The sequence below is a fragment of the Microbacterium rhizomatis genome (assembly GCF_008710745.1).
GTDB lineage: Bacteria > Actinomycetota > Actinomycetes > Actinomycetales > Microbacteriaceae > Microbacterium > Microbacterium rhizomatis.
In genome coordinates this window covers 78,268-92,295 of record NZ_VYSA01000002.1, presented here as the reverse complement: position 1 = coordinate 92,295, position 14,028 = coordinate 78,268, and the positions used below count along the sequence as shown (strand labels likewise).

At 67.2% G+C, this 14,028-nt stretch carries 14 protein-coding genes and 1 tRNA gene; 8 read left to right on the top strand and 7 right to left on the bottom strand.

Annotation, left to right across the window (positions count from 1 at the left end):
* Positions 1–63 precede the first annotated feature (63 nt).
* Complete coding sequence (locus tag F6B43_RS08815; RefSeq protein ID WP_150448598.1) at positions 64–2,367, top strand: MMPL family transporter; 2,304 nt, start codon at positions 64–66, stop codon at positions 2,365–2,367.
* Positions 2,364–2,942: an isochorismatase family protein gene (locus F6B43_RS08810; RefSeq protein WP_150448597.1), complete on the top strand. Its 579-nt coding sequence runs from the start codon at positions 2,364–2,366 to the stop codon at positions 2,940–2,942. Before F6B43_RS08815 ends, F6B43_RS08810 begins: the two co-directional genes overlap by 4 nt.
* 119 nt (positions 2,943–3,061) lie before the next feature.
* On the opposite strand, the gene F6B43_RS08805 is transcribed toward F6B43_RS08810, so the two are convergent.
* The 3 genes from F6B43_RS08805 to F6B43_RS08795 all read right to left on the bottom strand — a co-directional run bounded on the left by F6B43_RS08805 (position 3,062) and on the right by F6B43_RS08795 (position 5,005).
* Positions 3,062–3,928 (bottom strand): hypothetical protein, encoded by an 867-nt coding sequence (locus F6B43_RS08805; protein ID WP_150448596.1) that lies wholly within the window; start codon positions 3,926–3,928, stop codon positions 3,062–3,064.
* A 182-nt stretch (positions 3,929–4,110) separates the two neighbouring features.
* A tRNA-Lys gene (locus F6B43_RS08800) sits at positions 4,111–4,183 on the bottom strand.
* A gap of 150 nt (positions 4,184–4,333) precedes the next feature.
* A complete protein-coding gene (locus F6B43_RS08795) occupies positions 4,334–5,005 on the bottom strand; it encodes a fasciclin domain-containing protein (protein WP_150448595.1) in 672 nt (223 codons plus the stop codon).
* 256 nt (positions 5,006–5,261) lie between these two features.
* Between F6B43_RS08795 and sigK the strand changes: the two genes are divergently transcribed.
* The 6 genes from sigK to F6B43_RS08765 all read left to right on the top strand — a co-directional run bounded on the left by sigK (position 5,262) and on the right by F6B43_RS08765 (position 9,504).
* Entirely contained in the window at positions 5,262–5,864 is a 603-nt protein-coding gene (sigK, locus tag F6B43_RS08790; protein WP_150448594.1) for an ECF RNA polymerase sigma factor SigK, read from the top strand.
* Positions 5,861–6,661 carry an anti-sigma factor gene (locus tag F6B43_RS08785; protein WP_150448593.1) on the top strand — a complete coding sequence of 267 codons (801 nt, stop codon included), beginning with the start codon at positions 5,861–5,863 and terminating at the stop codon, positions 6,659–6,661. Before sigK ends, F6B43_RS08785 begins: the two co-directional genes overlap by 4 nt.
* A 99-nt stretch (positions 6,662–6,760) precedes the next feature.
* A complete protein-coding gene (locus F6B43_RS08780; protein ID WP_150449505.1) occupies positions 6,761–7,108 on the top strand; it encodes a helix-turn-helix transcriptional regulator in 348 nt (115 codons plus the stop codon).
* Between the two features lie 58 nt (positions 7,109–7,166).
* Complete coding sequence (locus tag F6B43_RS08775) at positions 7,167–7,577, top strand: VOC family protein (RefSeq protein WP_150448592.1); 411 nt, start codon at positions 7,167–7,169, stop codon at positions 7,575–7,577.
* 63 nt (positions 7,578–7,640) lie between these two features.
* The gene (locus F6B43_RS08770) at positions 7,641–8,279 is read left to right on the top strand and encodes a DNA-directed RNA polymerase subunit beta (RefSeq protein ID WP_150448591.1); all 639 of its coding nucleotides are present in this window, start codon (positions 7,641–7,643) and stop codon (positions 8,277–8,279) included.
* A 340-nt stretch (positions 8,280–8,619) separates the two neighbouring features.
* The gene (locus tag F6B43_RS08765; protein WP_150448590.1) at positions 8,620–9,504 is read left to right on the top strand and encodes an aminotransferase class IV; all 885 of its coding nucleotides are present in this window, start codon (positions 8,620–8,622) and stop codon (positions 9,502–9,504) included.
* 226 nt (positions 9,505–9,730) lie between these two features.
* On the opposite strand, the gene pstB is transcribed toward F6B43_RS08765, so the two are convergent.
* The 4 genes from pstB to F6B43_RS08745 all read right to left on the bottom strand — a co-directional run bounded on the left by pstB (position 9,731) and on the right by F6B43_RS08745 (position 13,967).
* Positions 9,731–10,510 (bottom strand): phosphate ABC transporter ATP-binding protein PstB, encoded by a 780-nt coding sequence (gene pstB, locus F6B43_RS08760; protein WP_150448589.1) that lies wholly within the window; start codon positions 10,508–10,510, stop codon positions 9,731–9,733.
* A 17-nt stretch (positions 10,511–10,527) separates the two neighbouring features.
* Positions 10,528–11,637: a phosphate ABC transporter permease PstA gene (pstA, locus tag F6B43_RS08755; RefSeq protein WP_150448588.1), complete on the bottom strand. Its 1,110-nt coding sequence runs from the start codon at positions 11,635–11,637 to the stop codon at positions 10,528–10,530.
* Complete coding sequence (gene pstC / locus F6B43_RS08750; protein ID WP_150448587.1) at positions 11,634–12,647, bottom strand: phosphate ABC transporter permease subunit PstC; 1,014 nt, start codon at positions 12,645–12,647, stop codon at positions 11,634–11,636. Before pstC ends, pstA begins: the two co-directional genes overlap by 4 nt.
* Before the next feature lie 195 nt (positions 12,648–12,842).
* Positions 12,843–13,967, bottom strand: a complete 1,125-nt coding sequence (locus F6B43_RS08745; protein ID WP_150448586.1) for a phosphate ABC transporter substrate-binding protein PstS — start codon at positions 13,965–13,967, stop codon at positions 12,843–12,845.
* Positions 13,968–14,028: the final 61 nt, after the last annotated feature.

Below are 14,028 nucleotides of genomic sequence, written 5' to 3'. Positions count from 1 at the left end.
CCAGCCTAGAGCGTGATGAGGATTTGACTCGCGATGCGGGCATTCGCTAGATAAGCTAACGATATGACCTCGCCGAAAACCGATCGCGTCTCGCCCTCCCGCTGGCTGCGCATCGGCATCCCCGTCGTCCTGGTGCTCGTCTGGCTCGTCGGAGGATCGATCGGCGGACCGTACTTCGGCAAAGTCGACCAGGTCGCGACGAACAACCAGTCGTCCTTCCTCCCGCAGAGCGCGGATGCGACGCAGGTCAGCGAGCGTCTTCCCGACTTCCTGGGGAGCGACAGCATCCCCGCGGTCGTCGTGATCTCGTCCGACAGCGCTCTGACCCCCGAGCAGCTCGCCGAGACCCAGACCATCGCCACCGATATCGGCGGCATCGAGGGAGTGCTCGACGGGGTGTCGCCACCGGTCGAGTCGGAAGACGGGCAGGCCGTCCAGATCTTCGTGCCGATCGATTCGTCGGGCGAGGTGCGGGTCACCGTCGAGGAGATCCGCACGATGCTGGGCACCGAACTGTCCGACGGGCTCCAGGCGTGGGTCACCGGCCCCGCGGGCTTCACCGCAGACCTCGTCAAGGGGTTCCTCGGCATCGATGGGCTTCTCCTGCTGGTCGCCCTCCTCGCCGTCTTCGTGATCCTCATCATCGTGTATCGGTCACCGCTCCTGCCGATACTCGTGCTGATGACGTCGCTCTTCGCGCTGTGCGTCGCGCTGCTGACGGTCTGGTGGCTTGCATATGCGGGCATCGTCGTGCTCAACGGCCAGGTGCAGGGCATCCTCTTCATCCTGGTGATCGGAGCCGCGACCGACTACGCGCTCTTGTACGTGGCCCGCTTCCGAGAGGCGATCGGATCGGGCGCGCGGCGTTGGGATGCCACGACGCAGGCGTGGCGAGGAGCGTTCGAGCCGATCCTCGCGTCGGGCGGAACGGTGATCGCCGGACTCCTGTGCCTCCTGCTGTCCGACCTCGCCACCAACCGTGCGCTGGGGCCGATCGCGTCGATCGGGATCGCGTTCTCGGTGCTGTCGGCCCTGACGTTCCTGCCCGCGCTCCTGGCCCTGGTGGGCAAGGCAGCCTTCTGGCCCTTCATCCCCAAGCACGGCACCGTCTCGATCCCCGATGATCTGACCCAGCCGGTCAAGGGCTTCTGGCCGCGTCAGGCCCGGCTCATCGCACGCCGTGCACGCCCCGTCTGGATCATCAGTACGATCGTCCTGCTGGTGGCCGCGGCCGGCGTCACCCAGCTGAAGGCCGATGGCGTGCCCTCGAGCGATCTGGTCCTCGGTGCTTCCGAGGCGCGTGACGGCCAGGCCGTGCTCGGCGAGCACTTCCCGGCGGGTTCGGGCAGTCCGGTGTATGTGATCGTGCCGGAGTCCGACGTCGCCACGGCGGCGGACGTGCTGAGCTCGAACTCCGGAATCCAGTCCGTGGCCGCAGCATCCACAGATTCTCCGACCGGTCAGGCGACCGTGACGGTCGAGAACGGCGCTCCCGTGTACGCAGCCGTCGGTCCGCCCGGAACGGCTGCCCCGTCGCCGACCGTGTCCGGGGGCGACGTGCTTCTCATCGGGACGCTGACGGATGCTGCCGACTCACCCGCCGCGGAGGACACCGTCCGCGCGCTGCGCGTGAGCCTGGACGATGCGCTCGGAACGGGCACCGCGCTGGTCGGCGGCGTGACCGCGACCGACATCGACTCGAATGACACGTCGATCCGCGATCGTACGATCATCATTCCCGTCGTGCTGCTCGTGATCCTGCTCATCCTGATGCTCCTGCTCCGGGCGATCCTCGCGCCGGTGCTGCTGATCCTGAGCGTGATCCTGTCGTTCGGTGCGGCGCTGGGGGTCAGTGCCCTCGTGTTCGACAACGTGTTCCACTTCCCAGGAGCAGACCCATCCGTGCCGCTGTACGGGTTCGTCTTCCTGGTGGCGCTCGGCGTGGACTACAACATCTTCCTGATGTCACGCGTCCGCGAAGAGTCGCTCGGGCACGGCACCCGGCGAGGAATCCTGCGTGGTCTCGTCGCCACCGGGGGAGTGATCACCTCGGCCGGTCTGGTACTGGCCGCGACGTTCGCCGCGCTCGGCGTCATCCCGATCCTCTTCCTCGCGCAGATCGCCTTCATCGTCGCCTTCGGCGTCCTGCTCGACACGTTCGTCGTGCGCTCGCTGCTCGTGCCCGCGGTGACGTACGACATCGGGCGTGCGATCTGGTGGCCGTCCACGCTCTGGCGTCAGGACGGCCCTGCCGCCGGGGCCCTCGAGACGCCGCCCGCGTTGCCCGCCGACATCGATGCCGACCTCGTCGGCGACGATGGCCGCGCACTCACCCGCGAGGAGTACCGGCGTACGCTCGAACCATGACCAAGGCGCTGTTCATCGTCGATGTCCAGAACGATTTCACCGAACGCGGTGCGCTCGGTGTCGCCGGCGGCGACGAGGTGGCCGCGCGCATCACCGCGTTCCTGAAGGATCACGCGGGCGACTACGCGCTGATCGTCGCGTCGCGTGACTGGCACGACGCAGACAACGACAACGGCGGCCATTTCGCCCCCGAGCCCGACTTCATCGACACCTGGCCCCCGCACTGCGTCGCCGGGACGTTCGGGGCGGAGTTCGACGAGGGCTTCGACACGTCGGCGGTGACGCACCAGCTCAAGAAGGGCCAGGGCAGGCCCGCCTACTCGCTGTTCGAGGGGGTCGCCGACGATGGTGCCACCGCGGCGCAGCTGCTCGATGAGCACGGCATCATCGACATCGACGTGGTCGGGCTTGCGACCGACTACTGCGTCCGCGCATCGGCGCTCGATGCGATCGCGCACGGCCGCCGCGTGCGGGTCTTCACCGATCTGGTTGCGGGCGTGCACGCGGATTCGAGCCAGCGCGCCCTCGCAGAGATCGCCCACGCCGGTGCGGAGCTGGCTGACTCCGGCGTCTGATCCCGCGGCAGGACAGCTCGCGCGGCTTCCATCGGCGCTCCCACCGGCCGACACCGTCTTCGGCGCGCACGAGATCGAAGCGCTCGCCGCGGCAGCAGCCGGATCGCGTGTCCGCGCAGCTACGGAGAGCCCGGTGCCGGCGCTGGCGGATCTGCAGGAGCTGACGCCGGGCTCTCGCGACTGTTGTCGTGCTGCCCGTCCGACCGAAACTCCGATCGCGACGGCAGCTTGGCGATTCTCAGCCGAAGCTGTTGAATCTGCCGCTGGAGGTTGTCGTCGACCGCGTGGAGCCCACGGATGCGCAGCAGCACTTCCTCGATCTGGTTCGAGAGCGTCGCCAGTTTGCCCGCGAGCTCCCTCGTCGTGGGGGGCAGTTCCGGACGGGAAGTCGACAGCAGCGGGGTGAAGGTCACCCGGCTGGGTGCGGGGCCGGCGGGAGGCAGCGTCTGCAGCTCAGGGGGAGCGGCACCGGTTTCGCGTGCCTGCCGCGCTCCATTCGACAACGCGGCCGCGCTCAAGCCCAAGCCGGCGCCCTCCAGTACGACAGTGATCGCCTGTCCCGGTATTTGAATTTCTTCACCGTGGCCCGATGCGAGAAAGCCGAACGTCACGAGGCTCAGCACGAGGCTGAGCCCACCCAGGCCGAGTTGAAACTTCTGAGTGAGACGTCCCATGGCAGTCTCACTGCCAACCTCGAGATGGAGAAGCTCTATGGCTACCACGGGGTCTTCCAAGTACGCCCGGATATCGTCGTCCGGCGGTGTTGCTCGGTAGAGAACGAGAAGTGCCGCAGCATCGGTGGCGATCTGCAACCGCTGTCGGAACGCGGTCGTAGCGCGCAGGTCGGACGATTCGATGTGGTACGAGAAATAGACCTCGTCGAGCGAGCTATCGTCCGAGGTCTCAAGCCACTCAGGCGGCACGCTCCGTGCCAAGAACTCGCCGTACGCGGCGACGTCGTTGCGATACGCCTTCGATACGCTCACGCTGCCCCCAGCCCGCGTTGTTGCGATCAGGGTAGTAGTGGTCGACTTCCTGAACAAGACCGGGGGAGGTCCCGTGAGCGGTCCCCGACGGGCATCGACGGATGCTGAATCCAGCGACGCTCGCAAAACCAGAGCTCGCGTGAATCATCGCCTTCGCCAACGATCGCGTGAGCCGAAAACAGTGGGCCCGGAGGGGCTCGAACCCTCGACCCGCGGATTAAAAGTCCGATGCTCTACCGACTGAGCTACAGGCCCGACCGAACTAGCCTACTTCGACGAGCGGCCATCCGAAGCCTCGGGCGATCACACGATCATCCCTGCACAAAGACGTCGCGACCGCCGATACCCCTCGTCGAGGTACCGGCGGTCGCGACCGCCCTGATCCGGCTGGAGCCGGAAGCGCTATTAGGAAGCCGGGGGCGTCAGAACGGTGTCGATGAGGTACACGACGGCGTTGGCGGTCTGGACTCCACCGCAGATGACAGCGGACGAACCGTTGACCATCAGGTTGTCGCCGCTACCGGTGACCTCGAGGCTGCCACCCTCGACGGTGGTGTGCGTGCCGACGATCGCGTCAGGCTGGATCATGCCCGGAACGACGTGGTACGTGAGGATCTTGGTGAGCGTCGCGCTGTCGGTCTTGAGCGTCTCGATCGTGGCGGGGTCGATCTTCGCGAAGGCGTCGTCCACCGGAGCGAACACCGTGAACTTGCTGCCGTTGAGCGTGTCAACGAGGTTCACGTCGGGGTTCAGCTTTCCGCTGACCGCTGCGGTGAGCGTGGTGAGGATCGGGTTGTTCGACGCGGCGACGGCCACGGGGTCGACGGCCATTCCTGCGACCGAGCCGGCGCCGGACGGAACCGCGTCGGCGTAGGCGGCGCAGCCGGTGCCGACCAGGTTGGCGGTGGCGTCCATGGCCGAGGCGCTGGGCATTGCAGACGACATCGACGGCGACGACATGGGAGCCGAAGAGGTCTCCGACGTCGTGCTGGCGGATCCGCCGCTGCAGGCGCTCAGTGCGAGTGCAGCTGCGAAGGCCACTGCGACTCCGGCGGTGATGCGAGTAGTGCGAGACATGACGTTCCTCCTCTTATACGGTCCGTCTGGGCCGTGAGTGACAAATTCCCCGGTGCGGGGGCAGCCACTCTGTGAGCGGCTACAGACACTCTTCGGAGCGGTCTCGCGATCGGATGGCGGCGATCGCGGATTGGTCCGCTCGCCCACTCGATCCCCGCGGATTCCGGCGGCCATGGCGCCCGAGAGGACGGATGCGCGAGCTCGGGGCATCCGTCAATCCCCCCGCGCCTTTCTGCGTCTGGAGGGGTACTAAGGCATGCTGGTTCCTGTGGTGATAGACGGAGTAGAGGTGCCCGAAGACGGCACCCCCTCGGTCGACCACGCCGGAGAGCTGCTGGTGCGCTCCGCCGCCGGCGATCAGGGCGCTTTCGCGCGGCTGTATGACATGCTCTCGCCGCGCGTGTTCGGCCTCATTCTGCGCGTGCTCGTCGACCGTTCGCAGAGCGAAGAAGTACTTCAGGAAGTCTTCCTCGAGGTCTGGCAATCCGCTGGCCGATTCGCTCCGAACAAAGGCCAAGGAAGGTCGTGGATCCTCACGATCGCACACCGCAGAGCCGTCGATCGAGTTCGGTCGGCTCAGGCGAGTGCAGATCGCGACGTACGAGCGGGCTTCCGAGACCTCGACGTCGCCCACGACGGCGTCGCGGAGGAAGTCGAACTGAGAATCGAGGGGAAGCGAGTGGCACAGGCCGTTGCAGCTCTTCCCGAGTCTCAGCGAGAGGCACTGACGCTCGCGTACTACGGGGGTTACAGTCAAAGCGAAATCGCGGCGTTGGTGGGGGCGCCACTGGGGACGATCAAGACGAGAATGAGAGACGGGCTCTCTCGACTTCGCACGGAGATGGGGGTGACATCGTGAACGTCAATGACTTCGCCGAGCTGGCGGCCGGGCACGCTCTGGGAGCCCTTTCTCCCGAAGACGAGTCCGCCTACCGGACCGCGCTGCGCGAGCACCCCGAATGGGAGACGATCGCCGAAGCGGATGCGGCGACAGCCGCAGCGCTCGCCGAGACCACCCTGCCGGTCACGCCGCCCGCCTCACTGCGCGCAGACCTGCTCGCACGCATCGCCGTGACACCGCAGGACGGCTCTGCGGCGTCACAGGTAGGCCCTCTCGCGGCTGCCGTCTCGGACGCTGCGGACGGTGGCCCCGAGCCGCCGCTCGATACTGCTGAGCTCCAGACCGTTGCGCGTCGCAGTTGGACGCGCGGCATCTTCGCGCTCGCCGCGTCGCTCGTGCTGCTGGTCGCGCTCGGATTCGGTGCTGCCACGATCGGTCAGCAGCTGAATCGGCCGGCCTCCGTCGTCGCGCTGTCGCAGATCCAGGACGCCCCCGATGCGCAGGCTTCCACCGTCACGCTCGACGGCGGCGGCACAGCGACCGCTCACTGGTCCGATTCCTTGGGCAAGGCCGTCCTCGTTTCCACCGGCTTGCCCGCGATCGCTTCCGACCAGGCGTACGAGCTGTGGTTCGTCCGCGACGGCGCGCCCCTCTCGGCAGGTGTGGTGGATGCAGCGCCCGGCGGCGACGTCACCGCGCTGCTGACCGGAGAGATGCACGCGGGCGACATCATCGCGGTGACCGTCGAGCAGGCAGGCGGGTCGCCGACGGGGCAGCCGACCTCGTCGCCGATCGTGGCGATCGCGACGGCCTGAGGCAGCGCCGAGATCGGCCCGTCGCGCTAGCGTGGAGCCGTGGCATCCGTCGTGCAGAGTGCGCAGACGCTCGTGCACCTGCGGCGTGCACGAGACCTGATGGACCGCGCGTACGCCGAGCCGCTCGACGTGCCCACGATGGCGGAGCGCGCCCTCATGTCGCCCGCGCATTTCTCGCGCGAGTTCAAGATCGCGTACGGCGAGACTCCCTATGCGTACCTGATGACCCGGCGGATCGAGCGGGCGATGGCACTGCTGCGGTCAGGCTGGTCGGTGACGGATGCCTGTACCGCCGTGGGCGCGACGTCGCTCGGATCGTTCAGCTCGACCTTCAGCGAGATCGCGGGGGAGTCGCCGAGCGCGTATCGCGCGCGCGAGCACGCCGTCGATGAGGCGATGCCCGCCTGCATCGCGAAGATCCTCACCCGCCCGGCCCGTTACGTCTGATCCGCTATCGAGCAGTTTTCGAGAAGCAGCGCGCCGGCCGGATCTCTAGCGTTGAGGCATGCCGAACATCTCTCTTGCGTACTGCCCCATCACCGTCGACGACGTCGAGGCGGCGATCCCCTTCTATCGCGACGGCCTCGGCCTCGAGATCGTCAACGATGTCGCATACGACGGCCACCGATGGGTGAGCTTCGGCCTTCGCGGGCAGAGCGGACTCGCCGTCGTCGTCTCCGACCCCGGCGCCGGGCGCTCACCCGATGACGGCGACGCCCTCACCCGCCTCGTCGTGAAGGGTTCGGGTCCTGGCCCGTACGTCTTCACCACGGACGATCTGGATGCCACCTTCGAGCGTCTGCAGTCGTTCGGCGCCGAGGTGCTCCAGGAACCCATCGAACAGGCCTGGGGGCCGAGGGATTGCGCGTTCCGCGACCCCGCGGGCAACCACGTGCGCATAAACCAGGCGTCCTGAGGTCGCGTTCGCGGAACGCTGACACGGGCGGGGCCGGTCGCATCCGCCGGTAGCCTGGACCGCGTGAGCGACGAACCGAGGGACTTCCACAAGCCCGTGCGGCGACCTGCCGAGCTGTTCGACCGACGATTCGCCGCCGACGATCCGGCCGAAGTGTCCCGCGTCGCGCACAGCACCGCGCAGGCGCTCATGGCGCGGGTGCGCGATGAGCCGGACTCCGAGATCGTCGACCGGCTCGTGTCGTTCACCGATCAGCACGGCATCGACGACATCGCCGAACTGTGGTCGCGATCGCCGGCGAAATCGCTCCCGGGTGCCCTGTGGCGTCTCTACCTGCTGCAGCTCATGATCCACGACGATCCGCAGACCGCGGCGCTCCTGTACGAACGGGGCCGTCTCGAGCTCGAGTCTCCCGACCCGGTGATCGCCGGCGCTCCTGTTCCTGCGGGCCCGGACGAACTGGTGGCGCTGATCGACGCGATCCTCCGCGGGCTCTTCCAGGGCGACTTCGCCGTCGCGCTGGAGCGGGCTGCCGCCTTCAGCCGCGTGCAGGCATCGGGGGCGACGCATGTCGCCGACGATTACGAATCGACCGAGCCCGCACGTGCGTCCGCGCTCACGACGCGGGCCCTTCGGCTCTCGACGTATGCTGCCGACCTCACCGCGTGCGCCGCGCTCTGGCGCCGCGACGCCCTCGCCTGACGCGCTCGTCTCCCACGCGCCCCCGCCGGATACCGCGAGACCGGATAGACGCCACGAGACCGAGTGCGTCTGTCCCCGTCTCGTCGCGTCTATCCGGTCTCGCGGAAGGAGAAGGCCGGTCTCGCGGAAGGAGAAGGCCGGTCCGCGGAAGGAGAAGGCCGGTCCGCGGAAGGAGAAGGCCGGTCCGCGGAAGGAGGGCAAGGAAGTGCCGGGCCGCAGAACGCCTCTCGGCGCGAGGCCGCTCTCGGCGGCAAAAGATGGAGCCCGGGGTTACTGCGGCCCGGCTGAACCAGTGTAACCGAGCACCGCCCGCCCGCATTCCCGGACATAGGCTCGGAGCATGGCCTGGCGTTACGCACTCACGATTGAACCGGTAGCATCCGACGACGCGCGCACCGATTTCGGTGACACCTTCTCGGTGATCGATCCCGTCGCGCCGGCGCTGAGCGTGGGCGAGCTGAGCACACAGCGCGGTGACGGTGTCTTCGAGTCGATCGGCGTGATCGACGGGCATGCCCAAGAGGTGTCCGCGCATCTCGACCGGCTCGCCCGTTCGGCGCAGCTGTGCGATCTGCCGGTTCCGCATGAAGGCCAGTGGCGACAGGCCATCGCCGCCGCCGCAGCCGCCTGCGACCCGGGGGAGTCCGTCATCAAACTGATCCTCAGCCGAGGTGTCGAGCACGGTCCTGCGCCGACGGCATGGGTGACCGTGGCATCGGCGACCGACTTCGCAGATGCGCGCACCCGCGGCATCCGAGTCGTCACGCTCGACAGGGGTTTCGACAGTGCGGCCGCCGCGCGAGCGCCCTGGCTGCTGCTCGGTGCCAAGACCCTGTCGTACGCCGTCAACATGGCGGCGATCCGCGAGGCCAAGCGGCGCGGCGCCGATGACGCTCTGTTCGTCTCATCGGACGGGGTCGTGCTCGAAGCGCCGACGGCGTCGGTGATCCTCCGCATCGACGGCGTGTTCGTGACCCCGGCGCCGACCGGGCTGATCCTGCACGGCACCACGCAGCTGAGCGCGTTCCAATGGCTCGCGTCGCGCGGGTTCGACACCGAATATCGCGATGTGGCCGCAGCCGAACTCCAGAGGGCCGATGCCGCGTGGCTGGTCTCGAGCGTCCGTCTCGCCGCGCCGATCACGGCGATCGACGCCATGCCCCTCACGAACGATGTCGAGCTCACCGCGGCGCTCAACGCCTACCTGCTCTCGCCGCGCGACTGATCTCTCGCGGCGCGACTGATCTCTCGCCGCGCGACTGATCTCTCGCGAACCGGTCGAGCGCGCCGTCGAACGGCCGGGATATTCTCGGTGGTTCATCCCGACGGCCGCATCAGCGATGGCCCTTCTCCCGGATCATCGACGGGTCCAGGGCAAGACGCGCACACGGGCCGAAAGGAAGAGCGGATGCCTCGACCCGAGGCATCCGCTCCTTTCTCGTCGTGACGGACTATCCGAATCGCCCCGACACGTAGTCCTCGGTCGCCTGGACGTTCGGCGTCGTGAAGATCGCCTTGGTGTCGTTGTACTCGATGAGCTTGCCCGGCTTGCCGGTGCCCGCGATGTTGAAGAACGCAGTGCGGTCCGAGACGCGGGAGGCCTGCTGCATGTTGTGCGTGACGATGACGATCGTGTAGTCGCTCTTGAGCTCTTCGATCAGCTCCTCGATCGCGTACGTCGAGATCGGGTCGAGGGCCGAGCACGGCTCGTCCATCAGGAGCACCTGCGGCGAGACCGCGATCGCACGCGCGATGCAGAGGCGCTGCTGCTGGCCGCCGGAAAGACCGGCACCGGGCTTGTCGAGTCGGTCGCGGACCTCGTTCCAGAGGTTCGCCCCCTTGAGCGACTTCTCGACCAGGTCGTCGGCGTCGGATTTCGAGATGCGCTTGTTGTTCAGGCGGACCCCTGCCAGCACGTTGTCCTTGATCGACATCGTGGGGAACGGGTTGGGGCGCTGGAACACCATGCCCACCTGGCGGCGGACGAGCACGGGGTCGACCCCGGGTCCGTAGAGGTTGTCGCCGTCCATCAGTACATCGCCCTCGACGTGGGCGCCGGGAATGACCTCGTGCATGCGGTTGAGGGTGCGGAGGAAGGTCGACTTGCCGCAGCCCGACGGGCCGATGAACGCCGTCACCGAACGAGGGGCGATCTCCATCGAAACGCCCTCGACGGCGAGGAAGTTGCCGTAGTAGACGTTGAGATTGTTGACTTCGATGCTCTTGGACACGCGTGGCGCCTTTCTGGCTAACGGGTCTTCGGCGCGAACACGGTCGCGACGATACGGGCGATGAGGTTGAAGATCACGACGAGGATCACCAGGAGGAGCGCGGCTCCCCACGCCTGCGCCTGGCTGGCGGCGATATCGGTCGTGGGGAAGCTGTAGTTGGTATACGCCATCACAGCGAGGGTCTGCATCGGGTCTTGGAACGGGTTGAGATTCAGCGCGTCGGTGAAGCTCGCTGCGATGAAGATCGGTGCCGTCTCGCCGACGATGCGGGCGATGGCGAGCACCACACCGGTGACGATGCCGCTCGCTGCCGTACGGAGCACGATCTTGAGGATCGTCGTCGACCGCGGCACGCCGAGGGCGAACGACGCCTCGCGGAGCTCATTGGGGACGAGCCGCAGCATCTCCTCGGTGGAGCGCACGACGATCGGGATCATCAGCACGCACAGGGCGATCGACGCCGAGAATCCGCTGAAGGCCTTCGGCCCCACGATCAGGGAGAAGAGCGAGAAGGCGAAGAGACCGGCGACGATGGACGGGATGCCGGTCATGACGTCGACGAGGAAGGTGATCGCGCGCCGGAGCGGATTGTTGGGCTGCGCGTATTCGACCAGGTAGATCGCCGTCAGGATGCCGATCGGCACCGAGATGAGGGTCGCGATGCCCGTGATGATCAGCGTTCCGACGACGGCCTGGAACGCGCCGGGTGTGTAGGTGACCTCGAGCGTGTCCGGGTTGAACGACGTGCCCCCCACCGTCCAGATGAAGTTCCAGTTGAGCACCGCGGCGCCCTGGACGATCACCGTGACAAGCGTGGATACGAGGGGGATCAGGGCGAGAATGAACGCGCTGATCACCAGTCCCCGGACGACGCGGTCGGTAGCCTTCCGGCGATTCTCCACGACGGTCGATCCGAGGCCGATGCCGACCAGGTAGACGATGGCCGTGAAGAACAGCCAGACGCCCGCGTTGAAGCTCTGCGTGAGCACGAAGAGCACCGCGGCCACGACGATGGCGGATCCGGCGAGCACTGCCGGTTCGATCCAGCGAGGCAGCTGACCGCTGGTCAGGGTGATGGGTGCCGAACTGCGCGGAACCGGCGGAGCGTTGGTCGTGGAGGCGCTCACGCGCTCTTTCCCTTCGAACGGCGCTTCTCCTTCTTCGGCCCAGAGGCCGAGACGAGCGAGCGAGCGAGGATGTTCACACCGAACGAGACCACGAACAACATGAGCCCCGTGCCGATCAGGGCGGATCGCTGCATCTCGTCGGAGATCGGGAAGTTGAGCGCGATGTTGGCCGCGATCGTCTGAGAGTTGTAGCCGTCCGTCAGCACCTTGACCGAGTAGATCAACGACGGCGAGATGATCAGCGCGATGGCCATGGTCTCACCGAGCGCCCGGCCCAGGCCGAGCAGTGTGGCCGACACCATGCCGCTGCGAGCGTAGGGCAGCACCGAGAGGCGGATCATCTCCCAGCGCGTCGCCCCGAGGGCGAGCGCCGCCTCCTCGTGCAGGCGCGGGGTCTGCAGGAAGATCTCACGGGTGATCGAGGTGACGATCGGCAGGATCATCACCGCGAGTACCACGCCGCCGGCAAGGATCGTCGATCCGGTGGACGAGACCGGACCTTCGAAGAACGGCAGCCAGCCGAAGTACTCGTTGAGGAAGTGCGACAGGGGAAGCAGCAGGGGGCGGATGACCATGATGCCCCACAGGCCGAAGACGATCGAGGGAACGGCTGCGAGAAGGTCGACGACGTAGCCGAGTGCTCCGGCGATGCGGCGCGGTGCGTAGTGAGAGATGAACAGCGCGATGCCGATGGCGACAGGGGCCCCCAGCAGCATCGCGATGAACGCTGACCAGATGCTTCCCCACAGGAGAGGTCCGACGTACTCCCAGAAGCTTCCCCACGGCACCTGCGCCGGGTTCTGAATCACGCTGAGTGACGGGTTCGTCGCCCAGTTGGCCGTGATGGCCGGCCAGCCCTGGATGATCAGGAAGATCGCGACGCCGGCGAGGATCACGAGGATCGAGACGGCGGATGCTGTCGACAGGCCGAGGAACGCGGTGTCGCCGGCCCGGCGCTTCGTGGAGGGGCGCTTGAGCGCCGGAGGCGAGGGAGCGATCGTGTCAGTCATCACAATCCCCAGGGTGTCGGATCGGCACGGTGGCTCCTAGATCGGCGTCGGTGGATCTACATCGGGTGGTCGGTGTGGGTGGTGTTCAGCCGGCGACTCGGCCCCGCCTCCGACACGGTGTTCGGAAGCCCGGCCCAGTCTGCCCCGCCCGAGAATAAACCTCGGACGGGGCAGCTGTCTGGATGAGGTGGTTGACTACTTGATCGTCGCCAGCGTCGCCTGAGCCTGCTCGAGGATCGAGTCGGGCAGCGGAGCGGAGCCTGCGTTCTTCGCGGCGACGGACTGTCCGGCCGTGCTGCTGATGAACGACAGGTAGTTGACCGTGAGCTTGGCCTGCTCGGCGCTCTTGAACGTCGAGCAGAGGATGCCGTACGACACGAGCGGGATCGGGTAGGTCTCGGCCGTCAGCTTCGAGTAGTCGAACTTCTGCGACAGGTCTCCGGGGACACCGTTGGATGCGGGGACCGCGGCGACGGCGAACGTCTGGGTGACAGCCTCGGGGCTGAACGGGATGGCCGTTCCGTCCTGGATGATCGCAGCCGAGTTCAGCGTGCCGATCGCGGAGTGGTCGGCGTAGCCGATCGTGCCGGTGCCCGACTGCACCGTGTTGACGACGCCGGAGCCGCCCTTCTGGGCCGAGACGTTGCCGGTGACGGGCCACGAGTTGGCGGCCGGGTACGGCCAGTCGGTGGGCTGCGTCGCGGCGAGGTAGTTCGTGAAGTTCTGCGTCGTGCCGGAGCCGTCGGACCGAGCCACCGTGGTGATCGGACCGGCCGGGAGGGCGGTGCCGTTGTCGGCGGTGATCGCGGGGTCTGACCAGTCGGTGATCTGCAGGTTGAAGATCTTGGCGACCGTCGCGCCGCTGAGCTTGAGGCTCGTCACGCCGGAGATGTTGTAGATGATCGCAACACCGTCGAGGTAGATCGGGATGTTGAGCCCACCGGCGGTGCACAGCGACTTGGACTGATCGGTCTGGTCGGCCTTGAGCGGCGAGTCCGAGCCGGCGAAGTCGTAGGCGCCGCTGAGGAAGTTGGTGACGCCACCGCCCGAGCCCTGCGACTTGTCATAGTTGATGGTGACGCCCTTGACCTGGGCGTTGTAGGCGGCGGTCCACGCCGCCTGGGCGTTGGCCTGGGCGCTCGAGCCGCCGGCGGTGATCGTACCCGTCAGGCTCGGGTCGACGGTCGAGGCGACGGCGGCCGTGGTCGGGGTCGAAGAGGCCGTGCTGCCGGGCGTCGTGCTTCCGGATGAACATCCCGCGAGGGCGACCGCGCCGATGGCGATCACCGCGCCGACGAGGGCGAATCGAGTCTTCTTCACTGTGAATCCTTCACATTCAGGGTTTTTGCGGCCCGGTGCGGGGCTCGATCTGAACGTAGAC